Annotated in this window: 18 protein-coding genes; 8 read left to right on the forward strand and 10 right to left on the reverse strand. The window is 46.6% G+C overall.

Annotated elements, in window-relative coordinates; all coding sequences use genetic code 11:
* Positions 1–11: 11 nt before the first annotated feature.
* The 3 genes from QZ371_RS09250 to QZ371_RS09260 form a co-directional block, all read right to left on the reverse strand.
* Positions 12–854, reverse strand: coding sequence for a prephenate dehydrogenase/arogenate dehydrogenase family protein (locus QZ371_RS09250; protein ID WP_295211862.1), 843 nt, complete (start codon positions 852–854; stop codon positions 12–14).
* A gap of 323 nt (positions 855–1,177) precedes the next feature.
* The gene (glpK, locus tag QZ371_RS09255; protein WP_295211864.1) at positions 1,178–2,677 is read right to left on the reverse strand and encodes a glycerol kinase GlpK; all 1,500 of its coding nucleotides are present in this window, start codon (positions 2,675–2,677) and stop codon (positions 1,178–1,180) included.
* Positions 2,678–2,813: 136 nt separating this feature from the next.
* Positions 2,814–4,700, reverse strand: a complete 1,887-nt coding sequence (locus tag QZ371_RS09260) for a hypothetical protein (protein ID WP_295211865.1) — start codon at positions 4,698–4,700, stop codon at positions 2,814–2,816.
* A 435-nt stretch (positions 4,701–5,135) separates the two neighbouring features.
* On the opposite strand from QZ371_RS09260, the gene QZ371_RS09265 reads away from it, so the two are divergent.
* The 4 genes from QZ371_RS09265 to QZ371_RS09280 all read left to right on the forward strand — a co-directional run bounded on the left by QZ371_RS09265 (position 5,136) and on the right by QZ371_RS09280 (position 8,177).
* Entirely contained in the window at positions 5,136–5,840 is a 705-nt protein-coding gene (locus tag QZ371_RS09265; protein ID WP_295211867.1) for a hypothetical protein, read from the forward strand.
* A 65-nt stretch (positions 5,841–5,905) separates the two neighbouring features.
* The gene (locus tag QZ371_RS09270) at positions 5,906–6,415 is read left to right on the forward strand and encodes a hypothetical protein (protein WP_295211869.1); all 510 of its coding nucleotides are present in this window, start codon (positions 5,906–5,908) and stop codon (positions 6,413–6,415) included.
* A gap of 57 nt (positions 6,416–6,472) precedes the next feature.
* Positions 6,473–6,949 carry a peptidylprolyl isomerase gene (locus tag QZ371_RS09275; protein WP_295211870.1) on the forward strand — a complete coding sequence of 159 codons (477 nt, stop codon included), beginning with the start codon at positions 6,473–6,475 and terminating at the stop codon, positions 6,947–6,949.
* Positions 6,950–7,040: 91 nt separating this feature from the next.
* A complete protein-coding gene (locus QZ371_RS09280; protein WP_295211871.1) occupies positions 7,041–8,177 on the forward strand; it encodes a cohesin domain-containing protein in 1,137 nt (378 codons plus the stop codon).
* Between the two features lie 178 nt (positions 8,178–8,355).
* Here the strand turns inward: QZ371_RS09280 and QZ371_RS09285 are convergent, their stop codons facing one another.
* The 6 genes from QZ371_RS09285 to QZ371_RS09310 all read right to left on the reverse strand — a co-directional run bounded on the left by QZ371_RS09285 (position 8,356) and on the right by QZ371_RS09310 (position 13,248).
* Positions 8,356–9,651 carry a Sapep family Mn(2+)-dependent dipeptidase gene (locus QZ371_RS09285; protein WP_295211873.1) on the reverse strand — a complete coding sequence of 432 codons (1,296 nt, stop codon included), beginning with the start codon at positions 9,649–9,651 and terminating at the stop codon, positions 8,356–8,358.
* A 43-nt stretch (positions 9,652–9,694) separates the two neighbouring features.
* Entirely contained in the window at positions 9,695–10,546 is an 852-nt protein-coding gene (locus QZ371_RS09290) for a metallophosphoesterase (RefSeq protein WP_295211875.1), read from the reverse strand.
* A gap of 10 nt (positions 10,547–10,556) precedes the next feature.
* Positions 10,557–11,405, reverse strand: coding sequence for a patatin family protein (locus QZ371_RS09295; protein WP_295211877.1), 849 nt, complete (start codon positions 11,403–11,405; stop codon positions 10,557–10,559).
* A gap of 196 nt (positions 11,406–11,601) precedes the next feature.
* Positions 11,602–12,120 (reverse strand): hypothetical protein, encoded by a 519-nt coding sequence (locus QZ371_RS09300; protein ID WP_295211879.1) that lies wholly within the window; start codon positions 12,118–12,120, stop codon positions 11,602–11,604.
* Between the two features lie 16 nt (positions 12,121–12,136).
* Positions 12,137–12,733, reverse strand: coding sequence for a hypothetical protein (locus QZ371_RS09305; protein ID WP_295211881.1), 597 nt, complete (start codon positions 12,731–12,733; stop codon positions 12,137–12,139).
* Positions 12,730–13,248: a MotA/TolQ/ExbB proton channel family protein gene (locus QZ371_RS09310; RefSeq protein WP_295211883.1), complete on the reverse strand. Its 519-nt coding sequence runs from the start codon at positions 13,246–13,248 to the stop codon at positions 12,730–12,732. Before QZ371_RS09310 ends, QZ371_RS09305 begins: the two co-directional genes overlap by 4 nt.
* A 278-nt stretch (positions 13,249–13,526) precedes the next feature.
* On the opposite strand from QZ371_RS09310, the gene QZ371_RS09315 reads away from it, so the two are divergent.
* The 4 genes from QZ371_RS09315 to QZ371_RS09330 all read left to right on the forward strand — a co-directional run bounded on the left by QZ371_RS09315 (position 13,527) and on the right by QZ371_RS09330 (position 15,878).
* Positions 13,527–14,432 carry a hypothetical protein gene (locus QZ371_RS09315; protein ID WP_295211885.1) on the forward strand — a complete coding sequence of 302 codons (906 nt, stop codon included), beginning with the start codon at positions 13,527–13,529 and terminating at the stop codon, positions 14,430–14,432.
* 418 nt (positions 14,433–14,850) lie between these two features.
* The gene (locus tag QZ371_RS09320) at positions 14,851–15,042 is read left to right on the forward strand and encodes a hypothetical protein (protein WP_295211886.1); all 192 of its coding nucleotides are present in this window, start codon (positions 14,851–14,853) and stop codon (positions 15,040–15,042) included.
* 60 nt (positions 15,043–15,102) lie between these two features.
* Entirely contained in the window at positions 15,103–15,561 is a 459-nt protein-coding gene (locus QZ371_RS09325) for a DUF3592 domain-containing protein (RefSeq protein WP_295211888.1), read from the forward strand.
* Positions 15,562–15,593: 32 nt separating this feature from the next.
* Positions 15,594–15,878 carry a hypothetical protein gene (locus tag QZ371_RS09330; RefSeq protein ID WP_295211889.1) on the forward strand — a complete coding sequence of 95 codons (285 nt, stop codon included), beginning with the start codon at positions 15,594–15,596 and terminating at the stop codon, positions 15,876–15,878.
* A 61-nt stretch (positions 15,879–15,939) separates the two neighbouring features.
* On the opposite strand, the gene QZ371_RS09335 is transcribed toward QZ371_RS09330, so the two are convergent.
* Positions 15,940–17,346, reverse strand: a complete 1,407-nt coding sequence (locus tag QZ371_RS09335) for an O-antigen ligase family protein (protein ID WP_295211890.1) — start codon at positions 17,344–17,346, stop codon at positions 15,940–15,942.
* Positions 17,347–17,492: the final 146 nt, after the last annotated feature.

The raw sequence follows: 17,492 nt of genomic DNA on the forward strand, positions 1-17,492 counted from the left end.
CCCCTACTTTTTTATCCTTTTGTGTTGTTGGAAAGCTCTTTAAGCTCTCTTCCTTCTTTAAGCAGGTCGTGAAGCCGCTGAGCGTCGTTCTGCGAAATTGCGTCACGATATTCTGTCAGACGGGCGATGATGTGGTCTATCTCGTCGGTCAAAGGCTCTTTGTTCATAAGGAAAAGCTCCGTCCACATATCTTCGTTGAGCTTTGCAACACGTGTCAAGTCCTTGAAAGAGCCTGCGGAAAAGCCTGCCTGCTTGAGAAGGCTCGGGCTCTTGACATATGAGCTTGAAACGACGTGGGCAAGCTGGGAAGTGAATGCGATAACGGAATCGTGCTCTTCGGTGTTGGACACGACCACCTTTGCAAAGCCGATGTTGTATGCAAGCTTGGAAATTTCCTGCACGACACGCATGGGGGTTCTGTCAGTTGGAGTCATAATGAAGCTTGCTTTTTCAAACAGGTTGTCAACGGAATAAGCAAAGCCCGAAAATTCACGGCCTGCCATTGGGTGACAGCCCAGGAAATTAACGCCGTTTTCAATGCAGATATCCTCAACGCTTCTGACGATCTCGCCCTTAACGCCGCAGGTATCAACCACGATAGCGCCCTTTTTGAAATTGCCGATATTGTCCTTTATGAAGTCGATAGTTTTTTTAGGGTGTAGGCTGACGATCACCACGTCACAAGTTGATAGTTCCTTCGGCGTAAGCTCGCCGTCGATAGCTTCCTGCGCCAGCGCACCTGCGATAGTTCCACGGTCGATATCGAGACCGAAGCAGCTTTCGTTTGTGTTTTTCTTGATAGCCTTAGCCAGTGAACCGCCGATAAGTCCAAGACCTGCGATACATATTTTCATTTTGATTACCTCTTTTTGTATGTTATGCACGTTTTATTTGCTTTCGCACTTTTAAGCTTTTATGTAATAAAGTATAGCACGTTTTGTTTTGGTTGTCAAGACGTATTAGTGAGGAATGAGGAGTGAGGAATGAGGAATGAAGGAATCGCTTGCGGCGATGAATTTTTGTAGGGGCGACCTTTGGTCGCCCTGAGACTGTTGAAAAAACACCAAAATAACGGGCGAACGCTGTTCGCCCCTACATACAAACAACGTATTTACGCCAATTGTAGGGGAAAATTGTTGTTCGACAAGGCTCACAACAATTTGCGTTCTTTTCCTCGTTATTCTCCTATCGCCATGCTGACTGCCTTTTTCCAGCCTTTAAGAAGCTCGCTGCGCTTTTCCTCTGACATTGAGGGGATAAATTCACGGAACTTGTCGGAAATGCCTGCAAGCTCTTCGGGGCTTTTCCAAAGTCCGCAGCCAAGTCCTGCCAGATACGCCGCACCTGTGGCTGTGGATTCAACATTATATGGGCGTATCACCGTTCTTCCGAGTATATCCGACTGAAATTCCATTATGAAGTCGTTTGCGCTTGCACCGCCGTCAACTTTCACGCTGCCGAATGTGCCTGCGTCCTCTTCCATTGCTTTTAGCACGTCGCAGGTCTGATAGCAGATAGCTTCAAGGGTGGCACGGACGATATGGGCTCTGCTTGCGCCTCTTGACAGCCCTGTTATTATTCCTCTTGCGTCGGGTTTCCAATATGGTGCGCCAAGTCCCACAAAGGCTGGCACGAAATACACTCCGTTGGTGTCGGGAACGCTTTTTGCGAGAGCTTCCGTTTCCTGTGTGGACTTTATAATGCAAAGCTCGTCACGGAGCCATTTCACCGCCGCACCCGATATGAACACCGAACCTTCGAGGGCGTATGTGACTTTGCCGCCAATGCCCCAAGCTATCGTCGTGAGAAGCCCGTGCTTGCTTTCGACAGGTTTTTCGCCCGTATTCATAAGCAGGAAGCCCCCTGTGCCGTAGGTGTTTTTAACGTCGCCCTCACGGAAACAGCATTGACCGAAAAGCGCCGCCTGCTGGTCCCCTGCGCAGCCTGCTATTTTTATCCTGCCGCCGAAAATGCTCTCCTCAGTCTCGCCAATAACGCCCGAGCACTCTTTTACTTCGGGGAGGATCGCTTTCGGTATACCCAGCAGCCCAAGAATTTCCTTATCCCATTCGAGGGTGTGGATATTGAAAAGCATTGTTCTTGAAGCGTTTGAATAGTCCGTTGCGTGGACTTTTCCGCCCGTCAGATTCCATATTAGCCAGCTATCTACCGTGCCGAAAAGTATCTCGCCATTTTCCGCACGCTCCCTCACGCCCTCAACGTTGTCGAGTATCCACTTGATTTTTGTGGCGGAGAAGTATGGGTCGATAAGAAGCCCCGTTTTGTCTTTGAAAAACTTTTGCAGCCCTTGCTCTTCCATTCGTGCGCAGTCCTCAGACGTGCGGCGGCATTGCCACACAATGGCGTTATAAACGGGCTTGCCCGTGTTCTTATCCCAAAGGATAGTTGTCTCACGCTGGTTGGCAATGCCTATGGCGGCAATGTCCTCGATTGTGATGTTTGCCTGTGCGATGACTTCCTTTGCGGAATCGAGCTGGCTGTTCAGAATGTCCATAGGGTCGTGCTCCACCCAGCCGTTGCCTGGGAATATCTGCGGATATTCTTTTTGCACGCTGAAAAGCTTTTCGCCGCTTTGACTGAAAAGCACCGCACGGGAAGATGTTGTGCCCTGATCGAGGGAAAGTATATATTTCTGTGTGTTTGCAGAATTAGCCATATTTATGCACCTTGCTTTCTTGTTTATGGGCGTACATTATACAAAAACGGGGCGGAAAGATATCTCCGCCCCGTTTTATCCCATAATTCTATAATTTTTGTATATCCAAAATACTGCGCCTTAGAGCTTTAGAGCCTTAGAGAAGTCCTGCGGCGAAAAGCAGCAGATAGATCACAAGCACAACGATTATCGCACCGAGGAGCATCCAAATCTTTTTCATCGCAGATTTCTGTTCTTTTTTCGCCTTTACAAATTCCTGTATTGCGTCGGGCTGGTACTGATTGTGCATCTGATTGCCCAAAGTCGGGTTGAGCATATCGTTGATGTTGATATTTCTGTATTTCTCCTCACGGAGCTTTTTCGGGTCGGTCTCCTTGGTATTGATGTTATCATATGCGGAATTGAGCAGGCTCTTGTCCATTTTCTTCATATTGATAGCGTCCATTGAAAGCTCAGGCTCTTCAGCTGTTCCGAGGCTGTCGCCGTTATCGTAAACGTGCTTTGTGTCAACATTTTTCATAAGCTGGTTGCTTGAACGGTTGGCTCTCAGCATTTTGATAAGGGTGTCAGTATAAAGGTTCTCCTCTTCCTCCGCCTCGTCCGTCAGCGTGATGTCTGAGGTATCGGAAGTTTCATCCTCGAATGTATCAACAAGGGAAGTAAGTCCCTTTGTGGTCTTTTTATAAGGCTTCTTTGCCGCAGGGGCAGCTTGAGCTTGAGCTTGCGCTGGCTGGCTCGCTGGTCTTGAAGTCTGAACGACAGGCTGTGTGATATCCTCTGTCATTGGCGCAGAATCCTCAACGCCTGTGGTGATAGCCGATCTTCTTGAAGTCTGAACAGGCTTCGCAGGCTTTGGAGCGGCAGGCTGAACGGTCTCTGCTGTCTGAGCTGTCTGAACAGTTTGAACAGGCTGAGTCGGCTGAACATTCTGAACAGGAGCGGACTGTGCAGGCTTTGAAATGCCCTCGTGACCCGGAATGATTATCTTTTTCTTCTTGAGTGGAGCGTTTAGCTCTCCGCTCATTTCGTCATTAGCCTTGGTGTCCTCAACAGGCGTTGGAGCAGGCTGTGGCTTTGGAGCTGGCGTCGGGGTCGGCGGCGGAACTGTGCCTACAAGTACAGGGTTCTCCTCAGGCTCGTCGGGGATAGGTTCGCTGTCAGGACCTTCATCGCCCACGATAGCGTCCGCAGAAATGGAGCTTGCGGCCTCAGAGAAGGTGTTGCTCTCGATAGCGGAATCCTCATCGCCCTCAAAGTTTATCATTTTGCCCGTTGTAACGTCGTAATACTCCTCGCCGTCCTTAACAGCGATCTTGAGCAGCGGCGCTTTTTCGCCCTTCTTAGGCAGGTTTGCCTGCGGGATATCTATAAACGGGAACTCCTCGTCAACATTGACCTTTGCGACCTTGAGCACTTCCATTGCCGATCTGCACTTCATCGAACCTCTTACCATTTCCTTGATAGGAAGCAGAATGATATCGCAGAAAGTTGCATAGAAAGATCTGAGGGCAGTCATTTTCTCATCAAGCATTTCCTCAGGGAAACGATGATCGAAATAAGTTGTCCACTTGTCGGGGCCTGACATTATCATATCGTCTATGTATTTGCACAGAGGCACCCAAAGCTCGGGTTCTTCAAAATCTCTGTCATTCGTGATGAGCCACATATAACATCTGAGGAAACAGTCATAGCAGGTGATATCCCTCAGATTGAGCATTACGTCATCGACGTTCAGCGCTTCCGAAAAGATCGGGTCTGAAAATGCAAAGCACCTGTAACCATTGCTGGCAAGCTTTGCATAAGCCGTTTTCAAGTCCTTTTCCGAACGTGAAAAAGGCGGCAGAAAATCAAAATCATACGGCGTGGTAAGGTCGGCAACGCTGCCGTCGGCCGCCATATCAAGCAGTTTTTTATATGTCTTAGAAATCTCAGCCGATGGTGTGTCAACCGCTACGCCGAGAACTCTGTACGGGTTACAAGCGAAGAGCTCCATTGCCGTAATGCCAAGAGTCGGTCGAGTCATATAAAATTTCCTCCCTTAGAATGAAAATCCGTCATACCTTGTAAAAGCAGGCGGCTGTGTTTACTTCATACTTTCTCAGATCTTGCCTTTCTATTCCCTCTATAAATTCTATCTCTTTCTCTTTTAAATTTATTATATTTTTGTTGTCCGATCTGTGGTGTTCCTGAATGGTACGAAATTTGTTTCATTGTTGTTTTCGATTAACAAAATAAAATACTTAACAAATATAGTATAGCAAATTTTAGTATAACTTACATTACGATTGCGTTAACTTTTTATTGACATTGTATTAATATGAAATAAAATACACAAAAAGAATTCAAAAAATCGTACAAAAAGTAAATCGCAAAATGTTTGCAATTTGACGGATAATATAGTATAATAAATAATGTATAAGATTTTTGATCATCAGCCAAAGTCAAGGGGGAGATTTTAATGGGTTTGTTCAGCAGAAAAAGTTCTGCGGCGAAAACTGCACCCGCAGCTGCGAAGCCACAGGTAAGCGCTGACGATATATGGAATACACCTGTGAAGAAAAGCGGCGCAGAAACTGCATTTATAAAGGAATCATCAAGCGATAAAGTTCACGCTGAGAAGATAACCGATACCATTGAGCCGGAGACTATCCGCAGCAAAATGGAACAGCTTGAAAAAGAGCTGGCGGAAAAGAAAAACAAGCCCGTCAAGACCTACGCCGATTATGACGTGAACCCCGTGGGAATGACGGAGATCACCGACGCTCAGACTGAGTATGAAAAGCTTTATGAGGAAGAGCACGCAAGGTTCGTTGCTTCTCATAAGGAGGATATAAGGGAAGCGAAGCTGGAGGGTATCGACTCAAGGCTTGAGGAGATGTACAGAGAGCACGATGAAAAGGTTGCGCAGGAAAAGCGTGACAGCGGCAATATCGAAGGCATTTCGGCGGACGTTACTGCCGAGAAGCTTGCACAGCTCCCTTATGCGAAGAAACCGGAGGATTATGCAGAATACAAGGATATCAAGGGAATTTCCGTTGACGAGAGCCTTGTGGACGATCTGGGCGTGATAGATCACAGCGGTGACGACGATAACATCGGCTCTGTTTCGGAAGAGCTGCTGGCGCAGAAGGTGAAGGAATTTAACGAAAAATATGGCGGTTGATCGGATTTCTCTGTGGAGCGTGCAAGCGCTCTGATCTATAATTATTATGATTGGGAGAGATTTAATTGTTTATTAATACCGATAATCCTATTATCAAATTTGCTGGCAAGGGCAAGCCTTTTCAGTATGACAAGCTGCTTTACGCAACGCTCAACGACTATATACTCGATTACAAGAACGCAAGACTTGACAAGCTGACAGATCAGGACGCTTCTATCTGCCTTGCAAGGATAATCAGAAAAATGGAAGTCAACGATGTGCCTGTTCAGCAGTTTTTCCACGAGGAACTTGAAAAATGGAGCGAGCACAGCAATTATGAGAAGATACTAAAGCTTTGCGAGCTTATGGCGAGAGATATGTTCGGCTGTTTCGATAAGAACAGAGACGACGGCAACGGCGGCTTTTATAAGACCGACAGGCTCTATTGCGTGAACAATGACGGCGAGAGAGATTACATCGTTTGCACCGAGCTTGAGAAGAAGGGCCTTTTCAAAAAAGTGCCAACGCCTATCACGGAGTATTTCAACGACCTTATGGAGCGCAACAAGAGGGGCGAGCTTCCTAAGTCTAAATAAGCAAGGGCTAATGGCTAAGTAAAATTTGTATTAAATATATTTAAGGAGAATGTTAAAATGGTAAACATAGAAATGGCAAACGGAAAGAATATCAAGATCGAGCTTTATCCTGACGTTGCGCCGATCACAGTTGCAAACTTTGAGAAGCTTGTAAAAGAGGGCTTTTATGACGGTCTGATATTCCACAGAGTTATTTCCGGCTTTATGATCCAGGGCGGCGACCCAATGGGCACAGGAATGGGCGGAGCAAAGGAAAAGATCAAGGGCGAGTTCCTTGCAAACGGCGTTCGCAACGACCTCAAGCACACAAGAGGCGTAATCTCGATGGCACGTTCATCAATGCCGAATTCCGCAAGCTCACAGTTCTTTATTATGCACCAGGACGCTCCGCATCTTGACGGACAGTATGCTGCATTCGGCAAGGTCGTTGAGGGAATGGACGTTGTTGACGAGATCGCAGCGGTTGAAGTAAATTATATGGATAAGCCCCTTGTTGATCAGGTTATGAAAAAGGTCACACTTATCGAGGACTAAATTTAAGTAAAATAATTGCAAGGCTGCTGCTTGTGCGGCAGTCTTGATTTTTAGTGTGCAAAGTGCGAAATGTATAGGAGAGTAAGGATAAATGGATATAAGGAAAGTAACATTGGGGATAATTGCGGCGGCGACAGCGGTCACGGCTATGGCTGCCACCTGTTTCGCCGATTATGAGACCCCTGCGGTGACGGAAGCTCCGCAGACGGAATACACCCCCGAGACCACCACGGAAGCGCCTAGCTGGCAGCCCGACGACACCACCACAACGGCGCAGACTTGGACGCCGCCTGAGACCACCACTTGGGGCACGACCACGAGTTATACATATGTACCCGACACGCCGACCTCAGCGCCTTCAAAGGTAAAGCTTGTGGTGAGCGAGGTAAAGGACAAGCAGTTCACGGCGAAGATCAACATCGACTCTGACTCGCTGATATCCAACGCTTCAATATCGGTGGGATATGACAGCGACCTTATCGAGTTCGTAAAGTGCGAGACCAATGAGGAAGCAGGCGGAATAGCCGTTGACAATGCTTTTGCAGGCAAGGTGGTTTACAATTATATGAACGCAGACGGTACAGATTTCAGCGGTGATTTTGCGACGATATATTTCAAGGTCATTGACGAGAAGCTGACATCGACTGTGTTGTATCTGACGGTAACGTCCCTTGATGACGAGAACCTTGTGGCGATATCGAACCAAGCTGAGAACGGCATTGTGAAGTATCAAGACTCAGTTCCAGCGGAAGTTGAGGACGGAAATTATCGTGAGATAGATGTTGATTACTCCAAAGAGCCTATCGACCCGAAGGATATGGGGTTAAGCGACGTTGACAGCGTGACTATCGAGAACGGCGAAGTGCTGATATTTGAGGACGGCAAGTTCCAGACCCTCAGCGAGGGGCAGACGAAGATAGAAGTCGTATACAAAGACGGCTCTGTGGGACATTTTCTCATTGTGATAAAGGGCGAGAGCAAGGCGGCATTAAGCTCGGCGGAGAAGTCGGACAGCGCAGCTTCAAAGGCGGCGGCTTCGGCTAAACCAAAGTCAAAGGGCTTGTCGATGGGAGTAGTCATAGTGATAGTTTGCGTACTTTGCGCAGGCGTTATCGTTGCGGAATATATGACGATCGTAAAGGGCAAAAAGCTTGCGAAGAAGTCAGCCACGAGGGCAGATGAATATGACGGCGACATTTCCGCAGATGATGACGGGGACGAGGAATAGGTTGGTTTTATTTATTTCTACACAAAGAAAAGGTTAGACGCTTTTGTGCGTTTAACCTTTTTTGTTTGGGTTTATTACAGATGTTGGGGTGATGCGCTGATTTCTGCTATAACTGTGATTTCAAAATCTGGAACTTTTAAATTCATCGCCTCTAGGCGATACATTCATTCCTAATTCCTCATTTACACAACTCTGCGATCGCATTAGCATACATATTAAGGTTGATCTTGAACGTTTCCAACGAAATGTGCTCGTCCGCTCCGTGCATATTGTTATTCTCCTCAGGGAACTCAGCGCCAAAAGCCACTCCGCCCTTCGTATTATGGACGTATGTTATTCCTCCCTCGGCGATACATTCGCCCTTCTCGCCCTTGACTTTCTCATATACTCTCAGCAAAGTCTGCACGAACTCGCTCTTCTCGTCAACATAGTGCGGCTCCATTCCGTCAAGGTCTGCCACCTTAAAGCCCTTGTCCTCCAGCACCGCCGTTATCAGTCCGCTTATCTCCGCCAAAGTTCTGTCGATCGGGAAGCGTATGTCGATTCCTCCCGTGAGTTTTCCGCCCTCAGTTTTGAGGACTGTCAATGCGCAGGTCATCTCTCCCGAAACATCGTCAGAAAAGCCCATTTTGCAGGAAGCGCCGTTGTATTCATCGTGTGGGAAAAGTTCGCCAAGACCTAAAAGAAGTCCGTTCTTTCCGCTATTAGCTTTGTACTGCGCAAGAAATTTTGTAATGGCGTTGTCGCCGTTTTCGGGTCTTGAACCGTGGGAAGATTTTCCGCAAACAAGCTTCTCTTCGCCGCTTTTGTATGTCACCCTGCACTTGTCGGGGATAGCGTTCACAACAGTTCCGCCGCTTATCTCGGCGATATCATCGTCCGCAAAGTCCGCCTCAAAGCTCAGATGTACCATACCCTTTTCGCAGTTGAGCACAGGGAATGAGCCGTCGGGAGTGAACACCATTTCTGGAAATGGCTGCTTGCTCTCATAATATTCCATATCCTCGCAGCCGCCCTCTTCATTGCCGCCGAAAATGATACGGAAATTCTTTGTGATAGGAACGTTCAGCTCCTTGATAGCCTTCACCGCCCAAAGCACCGCAACGCTCGGACCTTTGTCGTCGATAGTTCCTCTGCCGAAAAGCTTGCCGTCGGCTTGTGTGAGCTGGAAAGTCGGATAAGTCCAGCCGTCGCAGTCGGGGACTGTATCAAGGTGAGAAAGCACCGCAAGCTTGCACTCGCCCTCGGGGTAAAAATCGCCGTGGACTGCATAGCCGTCAAAGTCTTTCGTTGTCATACCGAGCTTTTCAAGCTGCGCCTTGCCCCAGTCGAGAGCCTTCCTCGAACCCTCGCCGAATGGCTTCACAGGGGAATTTACATCCGCAACGCTTTCGATAGCGATTATCTCGCCAAGGTCACGGAGTATATCGTCCATATGCTTGTCAAAATATTCTGAAAACTGTTTTTGGTACATTTTTATCAGACCTTTCTGAATGTGAAAATCGTGTATTTTATTGCTATTTTTCAAGTGTGCATATCATTATTTCCGATGGATTGTTAAGTCTGAACTTGCCAAGTCCCACCGTTACCGCAAGCCTTGAAACGCCTTGAGGTGCGTTCATTTCGTAAATGCCTTTGGTGTATCTCGGGAAAAATTTGCGCTCGGGTGAAAGCAGTCCGCCTATTATGGGCAGTCTTATAACGCCGCCGTGGCAATGCCCCGAAAATGTAACGTCCGCACCCCATTCGGAGTATGCCTCAAAGGGCAGGGGAGTGTGTGAAAGCAGGAAATTACATTGGCTTGTGTCGGGCTTGCCAAGAAGCTTTTCAAGCTCCTGAGCAGTCAGCTTTGGCAGATCGTGCCTTGAAAAATCCTCGTTGCGATAATAGCGCTGGGGAAGCTGCGTGCCGTAAATATTTATGCTTTCGCCGTCAAAAGAAATCTTCTCGCAGCTGTTTCTAAGCATATGCACGCCGATGTTTGAAAGCTTCAGCGCAAGGGCTTCGGCGTTGTCTATATTGTCGGTCTCGTGGTTGCCGAAAATGTAATATGTCGGCGCAATGTGTTTGAGCCGCTTCATAAGGGCAAGCTTCGGTATCATATCCGTTTCATCACGGCTGTAAAGATCGCCTGCAAAGAAAATAAGGTCTGGCTCAGCCACGGCGCAGGAATTTATAAGGTTGTTGAAATTGTCGCCATAGCGCTTTTTGTGCAGATCTGCGATAAGAAGTATCTTCTTGCCAACAAAGCTTTCGGGGAGCTTTTCGCACTTTAGCGTGTAGTTGTTCACCCTCAGCTGGCGGTTCGATATAAGGCAGTAGCCGCCGAGAAAAAGTCCTGCGGCGACAAGCGTAAGTTTATATGACATATGCTCACCTCTATTTCGCCAAATATTTTTTCAGATCGTCCATTGCCCACTTTGCGTGGTTGTAGCCATAATCGTAAAGCAGTCTCAGCTTCGCAGGGTCGCCCTCTGTTCTGCCAACGCCGAAAGTGGTCTTTGGCGTGAAAACGAAAACCTTTCCCTGCCGCTTCAATTCCATAAGCTCGCTGACGCATTTGTTATAGCGCTCCGCTCTTGTTTCAAGGGAGTGGGCGAACTCTTTGTGCTTGTGATAATATTTCATCGCAAGCTTTGTGGCAGGCTCTTGTGCCTTGACATAGCCCTTTGGCCTTGTGAGCACCACGATATTCTTGTCGCAGCCTGCGTTTATGGGCTGCATATAGGGAATGGAATCCGCAATGCCGCCGTCCATATACATCTTGCCGTTTATTTCGATCTCGGGGAAAAGCAGGGGCAATGCGCAAGTCGCACGGAGCAAGTTCCATTTTGTGTCGTCTCTCGGTACTTCCATATATTCCGCCTTGCCTGTCTCAACATTCGTCACAACGGCGTAAAACTTGCCCTTGAAATTGCGGTAAGCTTCATAATCAAATGGCAGCTCGATATTCGGCACAACGTTGTAAGCGTAGTCAAGATTATAATAGCTGCGGTTTTTCGGGTCGATAAGGTGGCGTGCGCCCATATATTCTTTCGTGCCCATAAATTCCGTGGCAAGGCGCAGATTTCTGCCGATCTGTCCCGAACAGTATGAAACGCCGAAAGCCGCTCCTGCTGATACGCCGATAACGTGGTCGGCGATTATATTCTCTTCAAGGAGAGCGTCCATTATTCCGCAGGAATATACCGTCCTGCTTGCCCCTCCCTCAAGTGTAAGTCCAAGCATAAAAATACCTCTGTTTCTGAAAAGAGGACGGCTGTAACCGTCCCCCATTTTTATTTATTATACATTATATTGATTCACAAATATTGTCGATATAATATAGCTCTGCGAAATGTGTGTATGTAGGGGACGGCGTCCTCGACGTCCCATTCGGTTGATATTTTTTTCGCCACTACACAAATTTGTCTAGTGCTTTATATCACAATGTCTCCGACTGAACATCGTCAGAAATATTGCTGTCAGCGGCAGAGTCGTCAAGAACAGCTTCCGTGAACTCTCTTCCGTCCTCTGTGAGAGCGTTTTTCAGATCGTCCATTGCGTTTTTTGTGGCGTTATCGTCCGTTATTCTAACGATGACATTGTCGCTCATAAGCTTTACAGTTGAGATAAGGCTGTTGAGATCAACAACACGCTCATCGATTATATAAGTGCTGCCCGAAACTCTGATATCGTAAAATTCCTTTGGAACAGCGGCGGTTGTCGTTGTAACGGCTGAGTCGGCAGAGTTTGTGCTGTCGTACTTGCCTGTGCCAGAACCTTCGCCCTTTCCGCCGCCAAGACCAAGACCAAGCGACTGCATAATAAGAAACAGCACCACCAGCAGGATAACAACGAAAAGCAGCCCGAAAAGTCTCTTCTTCTTTTTCTTTTTCTGCTTTTGTTTCTGCTTTTCAAGGTCGCTGCGGTACATTTTTTCAACGTCATTCTGAATACTCATTGTTGTATTGTCCTTTCTATTTTGAAGTGTTGATATAGGTAAAATAGAGATCGTCATACTTATCCGAAATGCTGTTCAGAGCGGCTTCGATGCTCTTCATATCACGGTACAGCACGGCGTTTCCGTCATAGACCACCGCCGCCAACATAACAGTTCCGTCCTCTGCGCCAAGACCTTTGAAAAGCTCCGTGAGCCTTGCCTCCATATCGTCGGAAGCGGATACAGTCATAATATCCTCATCATTCCGGGAAATATACAGGGTATCCACCCCGTTTTCGTTTCTGAGATTGAGTGACACCAGCATACCGTTTGTGAAGCCGTCAAGGGCGGCTTGATTTTTCGCAGCGCCGCTGTTGATATTCTCAGCCTTTTTATAAGCCTCGTCGATCTGCTTTTGCATATCATCACGGAGCTTGTCAAGCTCGTCGGTGGACTTTTGCTTTTGCTCTTCGAGCTGAGCCTGAGCCGCTTGCACTTGCGCTTTGGCGTCCTCTTTTGCGTTATCAGCGGAGGAAGAAGCGTCGGTCATAACCCAGAAAAGCATTATCATAATGATATCAAGCAATGCAGTAAGCTCTATCACAAGGCCTTTGCTTTTTCTGAAACCGTTCATACGCTCACCTTGTTGTCGGCACGTTCCGAGCTGTTGCGCTCGAGATAGAGCTGGATGTTCTTTTCGTTATCCTCGATCTTTGCGGCGATAATGCCGTCAAGAAATTTGAACACGATAGCGAACACAAGTCCCCAAAAAGTCGAAGTCAAAGCGCCGTAAAAGTTGCTTTGCACCTGCGTCATATCCGATACCATATTGAGCAGAGAAATTACTGTGCCAAGGATACCCAGCAGTGGAAATATTCCCGTAAGGTTTACAAACAGGGAATAGAGCCGACCAGTCTGATTTCTCATTGCGACGATATCGGTCTCACGGGTGGCGGAGATATCGCTGTCCGCTTGAAGCCGTGAGGCGTCAGAATCGGGGACAAAAACAGTCAGATGAAGTTTATCATAAAGCTTGTCAGCCGCTTTTTTAGTGCAATAATAGACAAAAGCTGTGGCAATGGCTACCAAAAAAATAATAAGGTCATAGCCCCACAAGTTTTGAAAAATGATCGAAAAAAAGTTTTTCATATCAAAAAACCTCCCACGATAATAATACCACACTTCTCCCCAAAAAGCAAGCTTTTAATTCGGGATTCGCTGTACGTTGGGCAACACACTTTGTAGCCCGAAGACGAGACAGGCTTAAAGCCGGACAGGGCGGTCGTAAAGTGAGGGATGAGGAATTGTGGTATCGCCTAGCGGCGATGATTTTTTTGCAATGACGTAAATTTATCTGGGATTTCCGTTTGACTTTGAGGTGGAGTGTGTGATATAATTATAAAAGCCGACAAATCAACTGAACCGAGGTGAGCCTTACGACAACAAAAGCATATTATCATCTGCCGGGGCTGTTTGAATTCTATGAGCTTTACGCCGCATTTCTGCCCATTTTCCGTGAGCATAGAGACTATTTTTACGACTGGTGCGATATCGGGTCGATATACGGCGCACCTGCGGATTGCTTGTGGGGCGGCGGACGTGTGGGCTTTGGCGAATATGGGGCGGAGCAAGTCCTTGCACTTATGGACGAATACGGCATTTCTCCACGGCTAACATTCAGCAATTCGCTTTTGACGGCTGAGCATTTGTCTGACAAGCGCTGCAACGCTCTTTGCGAACTTTTTTCGCAGAGCAATACGCAAAGCGGCGTTATCGTCCATTCAGACCTGCTGCTTGACTATCTGAAAAAGCGCTATCCAAAGCTTTATTATGTGTCGTCAACAACAAAGGTGCTGACGGACTTTTCACAGTTTTTAGCGGAGCTTGAACGGGAAGATCTTCGTTATGTCGTGCCCGATTTTCGGCTCAACAAGGTCTTTGACAGGCTTGAAAAGCTGGCGCAGTATCAAAAAGACAAGGTGGAATTTCTTTGCAACGAGTGCTGTTATATCGGCTGCACGGAAAGAAAGGTCTGCTATGAAAATGTCAGCCGCAAAAATCTTGGCGAAAACTGCCCCGACCATATCTGCACCGCACCAAACGCCGCAGAGGGCTACCGCTTTTCAAAGGCAATGGAAAGCCCTGCTTTTATCGGCATTGACGATATCACAAACACCTATCTGCCAATGGGCTTTGCAAATTTCAAGATAGAGGGCAGAGGCCTTGGCAGCGCATTGATACTTGAATTTCTGCTTTACTATATGACAAAGCCCCGGCACCAGCTAAAGGTCAGAGAGATGATATATCTTGACAGTATGCTGGACTTGTTTTGATGTCTGAAAGGATAGAAAATAGAGAAATGAAAATTTATGATATAAGCGAAAAAGGCTTTGAGACCTACAAGCGCACCGATCACAACGAAGAGGGCGGAGCATATCCGCTTTTGTATATGCGGCTGAGCAAGAGCAAGAGATAGAATGGTTGATTTTTGGCGTTGAAAGTGTGGGGATATTTATGTCGCCGTGGATAATTGGATTTTTATATTTAGTCCTATTTCTATGTTTGGCGGCAATAGTTATCACATCTGTGGTGTTGATAATTGTGAGAAAGCATAAGAAAAGACGTGTAAAACCAATGGTGATATCATTAGCAATAAGTATATTTTTAGCGATAGTTTTGCTTTTATTTGCAATTTCACATTCAACATATTATAGGTACAATGACTGGGCAATCTTGCAAAGCAATATCTATATGGTACAGCAAAAGTATGGAACTTTTGACGTAGGAACGATAAAAGAAAATCAAGCAGGACGAGTTGCGTATTACATTTATACCGATAATGGATCTATAATGCCCGATCATTTGAAACATTACTATTACATAGAATATGATGAGTGGGGCGTGGTATATAAAGTGTATGAGTCGAGCCAGCTCGGCGGTTGATCGTCAGGTTTGTGAGCTAGTAATAATCAAAAAAAGAAAATCATAGAAGGAGAAATTAATATGTCAGACAAGATCAAATTAAAAGCGGTATGTATATTTCTTATGTTGGTGGGTGGATTGCCTTGCTTGTTTTATTGGGGTTCAGACCTTGCCCATTGGCTGTTTTCGAGAAATGCGGAGCAGACAATGGGCTATGTGATAGACTTCAAGGTGAACCAAAGCAATTTCGGCCGATACCGAAAAGCCAGCGATAAGATAACAACTTATACCATTGTGGTGAAGTACGAAGTCGATGGCAAGGACTATGTAAGGGTGGTCGAGGACTGTCCCCACGGAATGAGCTCGAATGATGAAGTCAAGGTCTATTACAAAAACGGCGACCCACTTGATTCCGTCACAGAGCTTGATATGCAGAAACGGCCGCATATCTATTACATAGCGCTGTTTATCCTCGGCCTTGTGCTGTTTATACTCGCTCAAAAGAATTTGATATCAATTTCTCATCGTTCAAGGCGGTAAATTATAAAGCAAACTCAGAGAGGAAGAGGAAAATGCTTCACTATATCATAGTAAAATGGAACAACGACGTTGACAAGAAGAGCACTCTTGAAAAAGTCCGTGCCCTGTATGCAAATGCGGCGGATATCGAGGGCGTGAACGGCGTAACGATAAAAGAAAACATCACCCCTCGTGACAACAGGTACGATCTTATGATAGCCCTTGATATGGAAGCCGAAGCCTTGTCAATTTGGGATAACAGCCGGCTTCACAAGACTTGGAAAGCTGATTTCGGCGCAATGATAGAGAAAAAGTGCATTTTTGACAGCGAAAGCTGATGATCACAAAAAATTATCCCCTGTACTATTGGTTGAAGTACAGGGGAGTTTTTTTATGTTTTTATGCCTCTTTTGGTTTTGATATTCTGTTTTTTATCTGTTTGCGATAACCAAGTGGCCGCTGGTGCTCTTTGGTCATAACCATTCCAAGCACTGCCCAGAAATACGGCGTGGTGTTCACAATGCTGCTGTTGAAGCAGGCCTGCGAGGTGTAGGCAATGAACATCACAAGGAATATCCAAGTGATGACGGAGCTTTCACGCTGCTTTTTGAAGCCCCTCACGCAGCTCTTTGCGCCCGTGAAAAATGCGTAAAACAGCAGGATAAGATAGTTCGTTATTGCGAAAACGCCCTCTGTCACAAGAATGTGAATGTACTCGTTGTGACCCTTGCCCTGCGTCCAAGGGAGAGTGTCATAATCGGGACGATATTCAAAAGCGTCACGATAGTTATCAAGGCCGATACCTGTCGCCCAAAAGTCGGGAACGGATTCGATACCGATACGCCAAATGTAACCTCTTCCCGTTGCAAAGCCGTCAAAGCCTTCAAGGTCTGTGGCGTTGTTGAGCTCGCTTAGGGTGTTGTCAAACTCACCCGAAAGCCTGCCCCACACGCCGATAAGGAGGAACAGTATAACGCCGAAGCATACCGCCGTCAGCCCGATACGCTTGAAATGGGATTTGAGCAGTTCCTTGTCGCCGTTTTTCTTGTACATTATGAACTCGAATATTATCATAAAAAGGAAGAAGCAGATATTGCCCACCCAAGCGATCCTTGTGTTCGTGCAGATAGAGCAATAGAAGCTCAGCAGGTTGACGACAAAAAGTATGTTGCGTGTCTTTTTCTTCTTTGCGAACAGGTAAAGCATTGTGCAGCAGGCTGTGAAAAGTGTTGCAATGCCTGCATAGAAGTTGCAATGCTGAGTAAGGCCGTATGTAAGCTTATCGGTCTCGTGACACTCGGGGTCAAAGAACGAATACTGCGGCCACATTCCAACTGATTGGAGCAGGCTGGGCACGATGTCGATTATCGTCACGGCAACGAACGCCGCAAGGATATATTTCTTGTACTGAAGCTTTTTCACATTTGTTGCGGCGAACATCAGCGTAAAATATGCGATATAATGGATAAGCCATTCGTCATAATAGAAGCCGAAAACTGTCGCTATCCTGTCGTGTGAAAAGACGTATGAGATTATGGCGAAGATAAAAAGCGTCAGCAGGAAAATGTCCGAAAGATAGTATTTTCTGCGCTTTTTGATAAAGTAGGAGACTGTCATTATCGCCCCCGCCCACCCTGCGAACGCCACGATCACAGGCTGAGACTCGAATGAAACGCCGTGGATATTCGTTGCGAACTCGCCCAGCGGTATGAGCACCAGAGTGAGTATTATAAACACGGTGAAGTTGCGTTCTGTGGCGATCTTATCCGCCAGCCAAAGAGTTTTTTGCTTGATCTTTTCTGTCATATGAAGCCCTCTTTTTTATTTTTTTGAGTAATATTTTACAGCTAATTATATCACAATAGTGGAAATCTGTCAATGCAGATCATTGAAAAAGCTTCAAGGCAATTGTAGGGGCGAAAATTGTTGTTCCACAAGGCTCACAACAATTT

It is taken from the genome of Ruminococcus sp. (genome assembly GCF_019423705.1).
Lineage (GTDB): Bacteria > Bacillota > Clostridia > Oscillospirales > Ruminococcaceae > Hominimerdicola.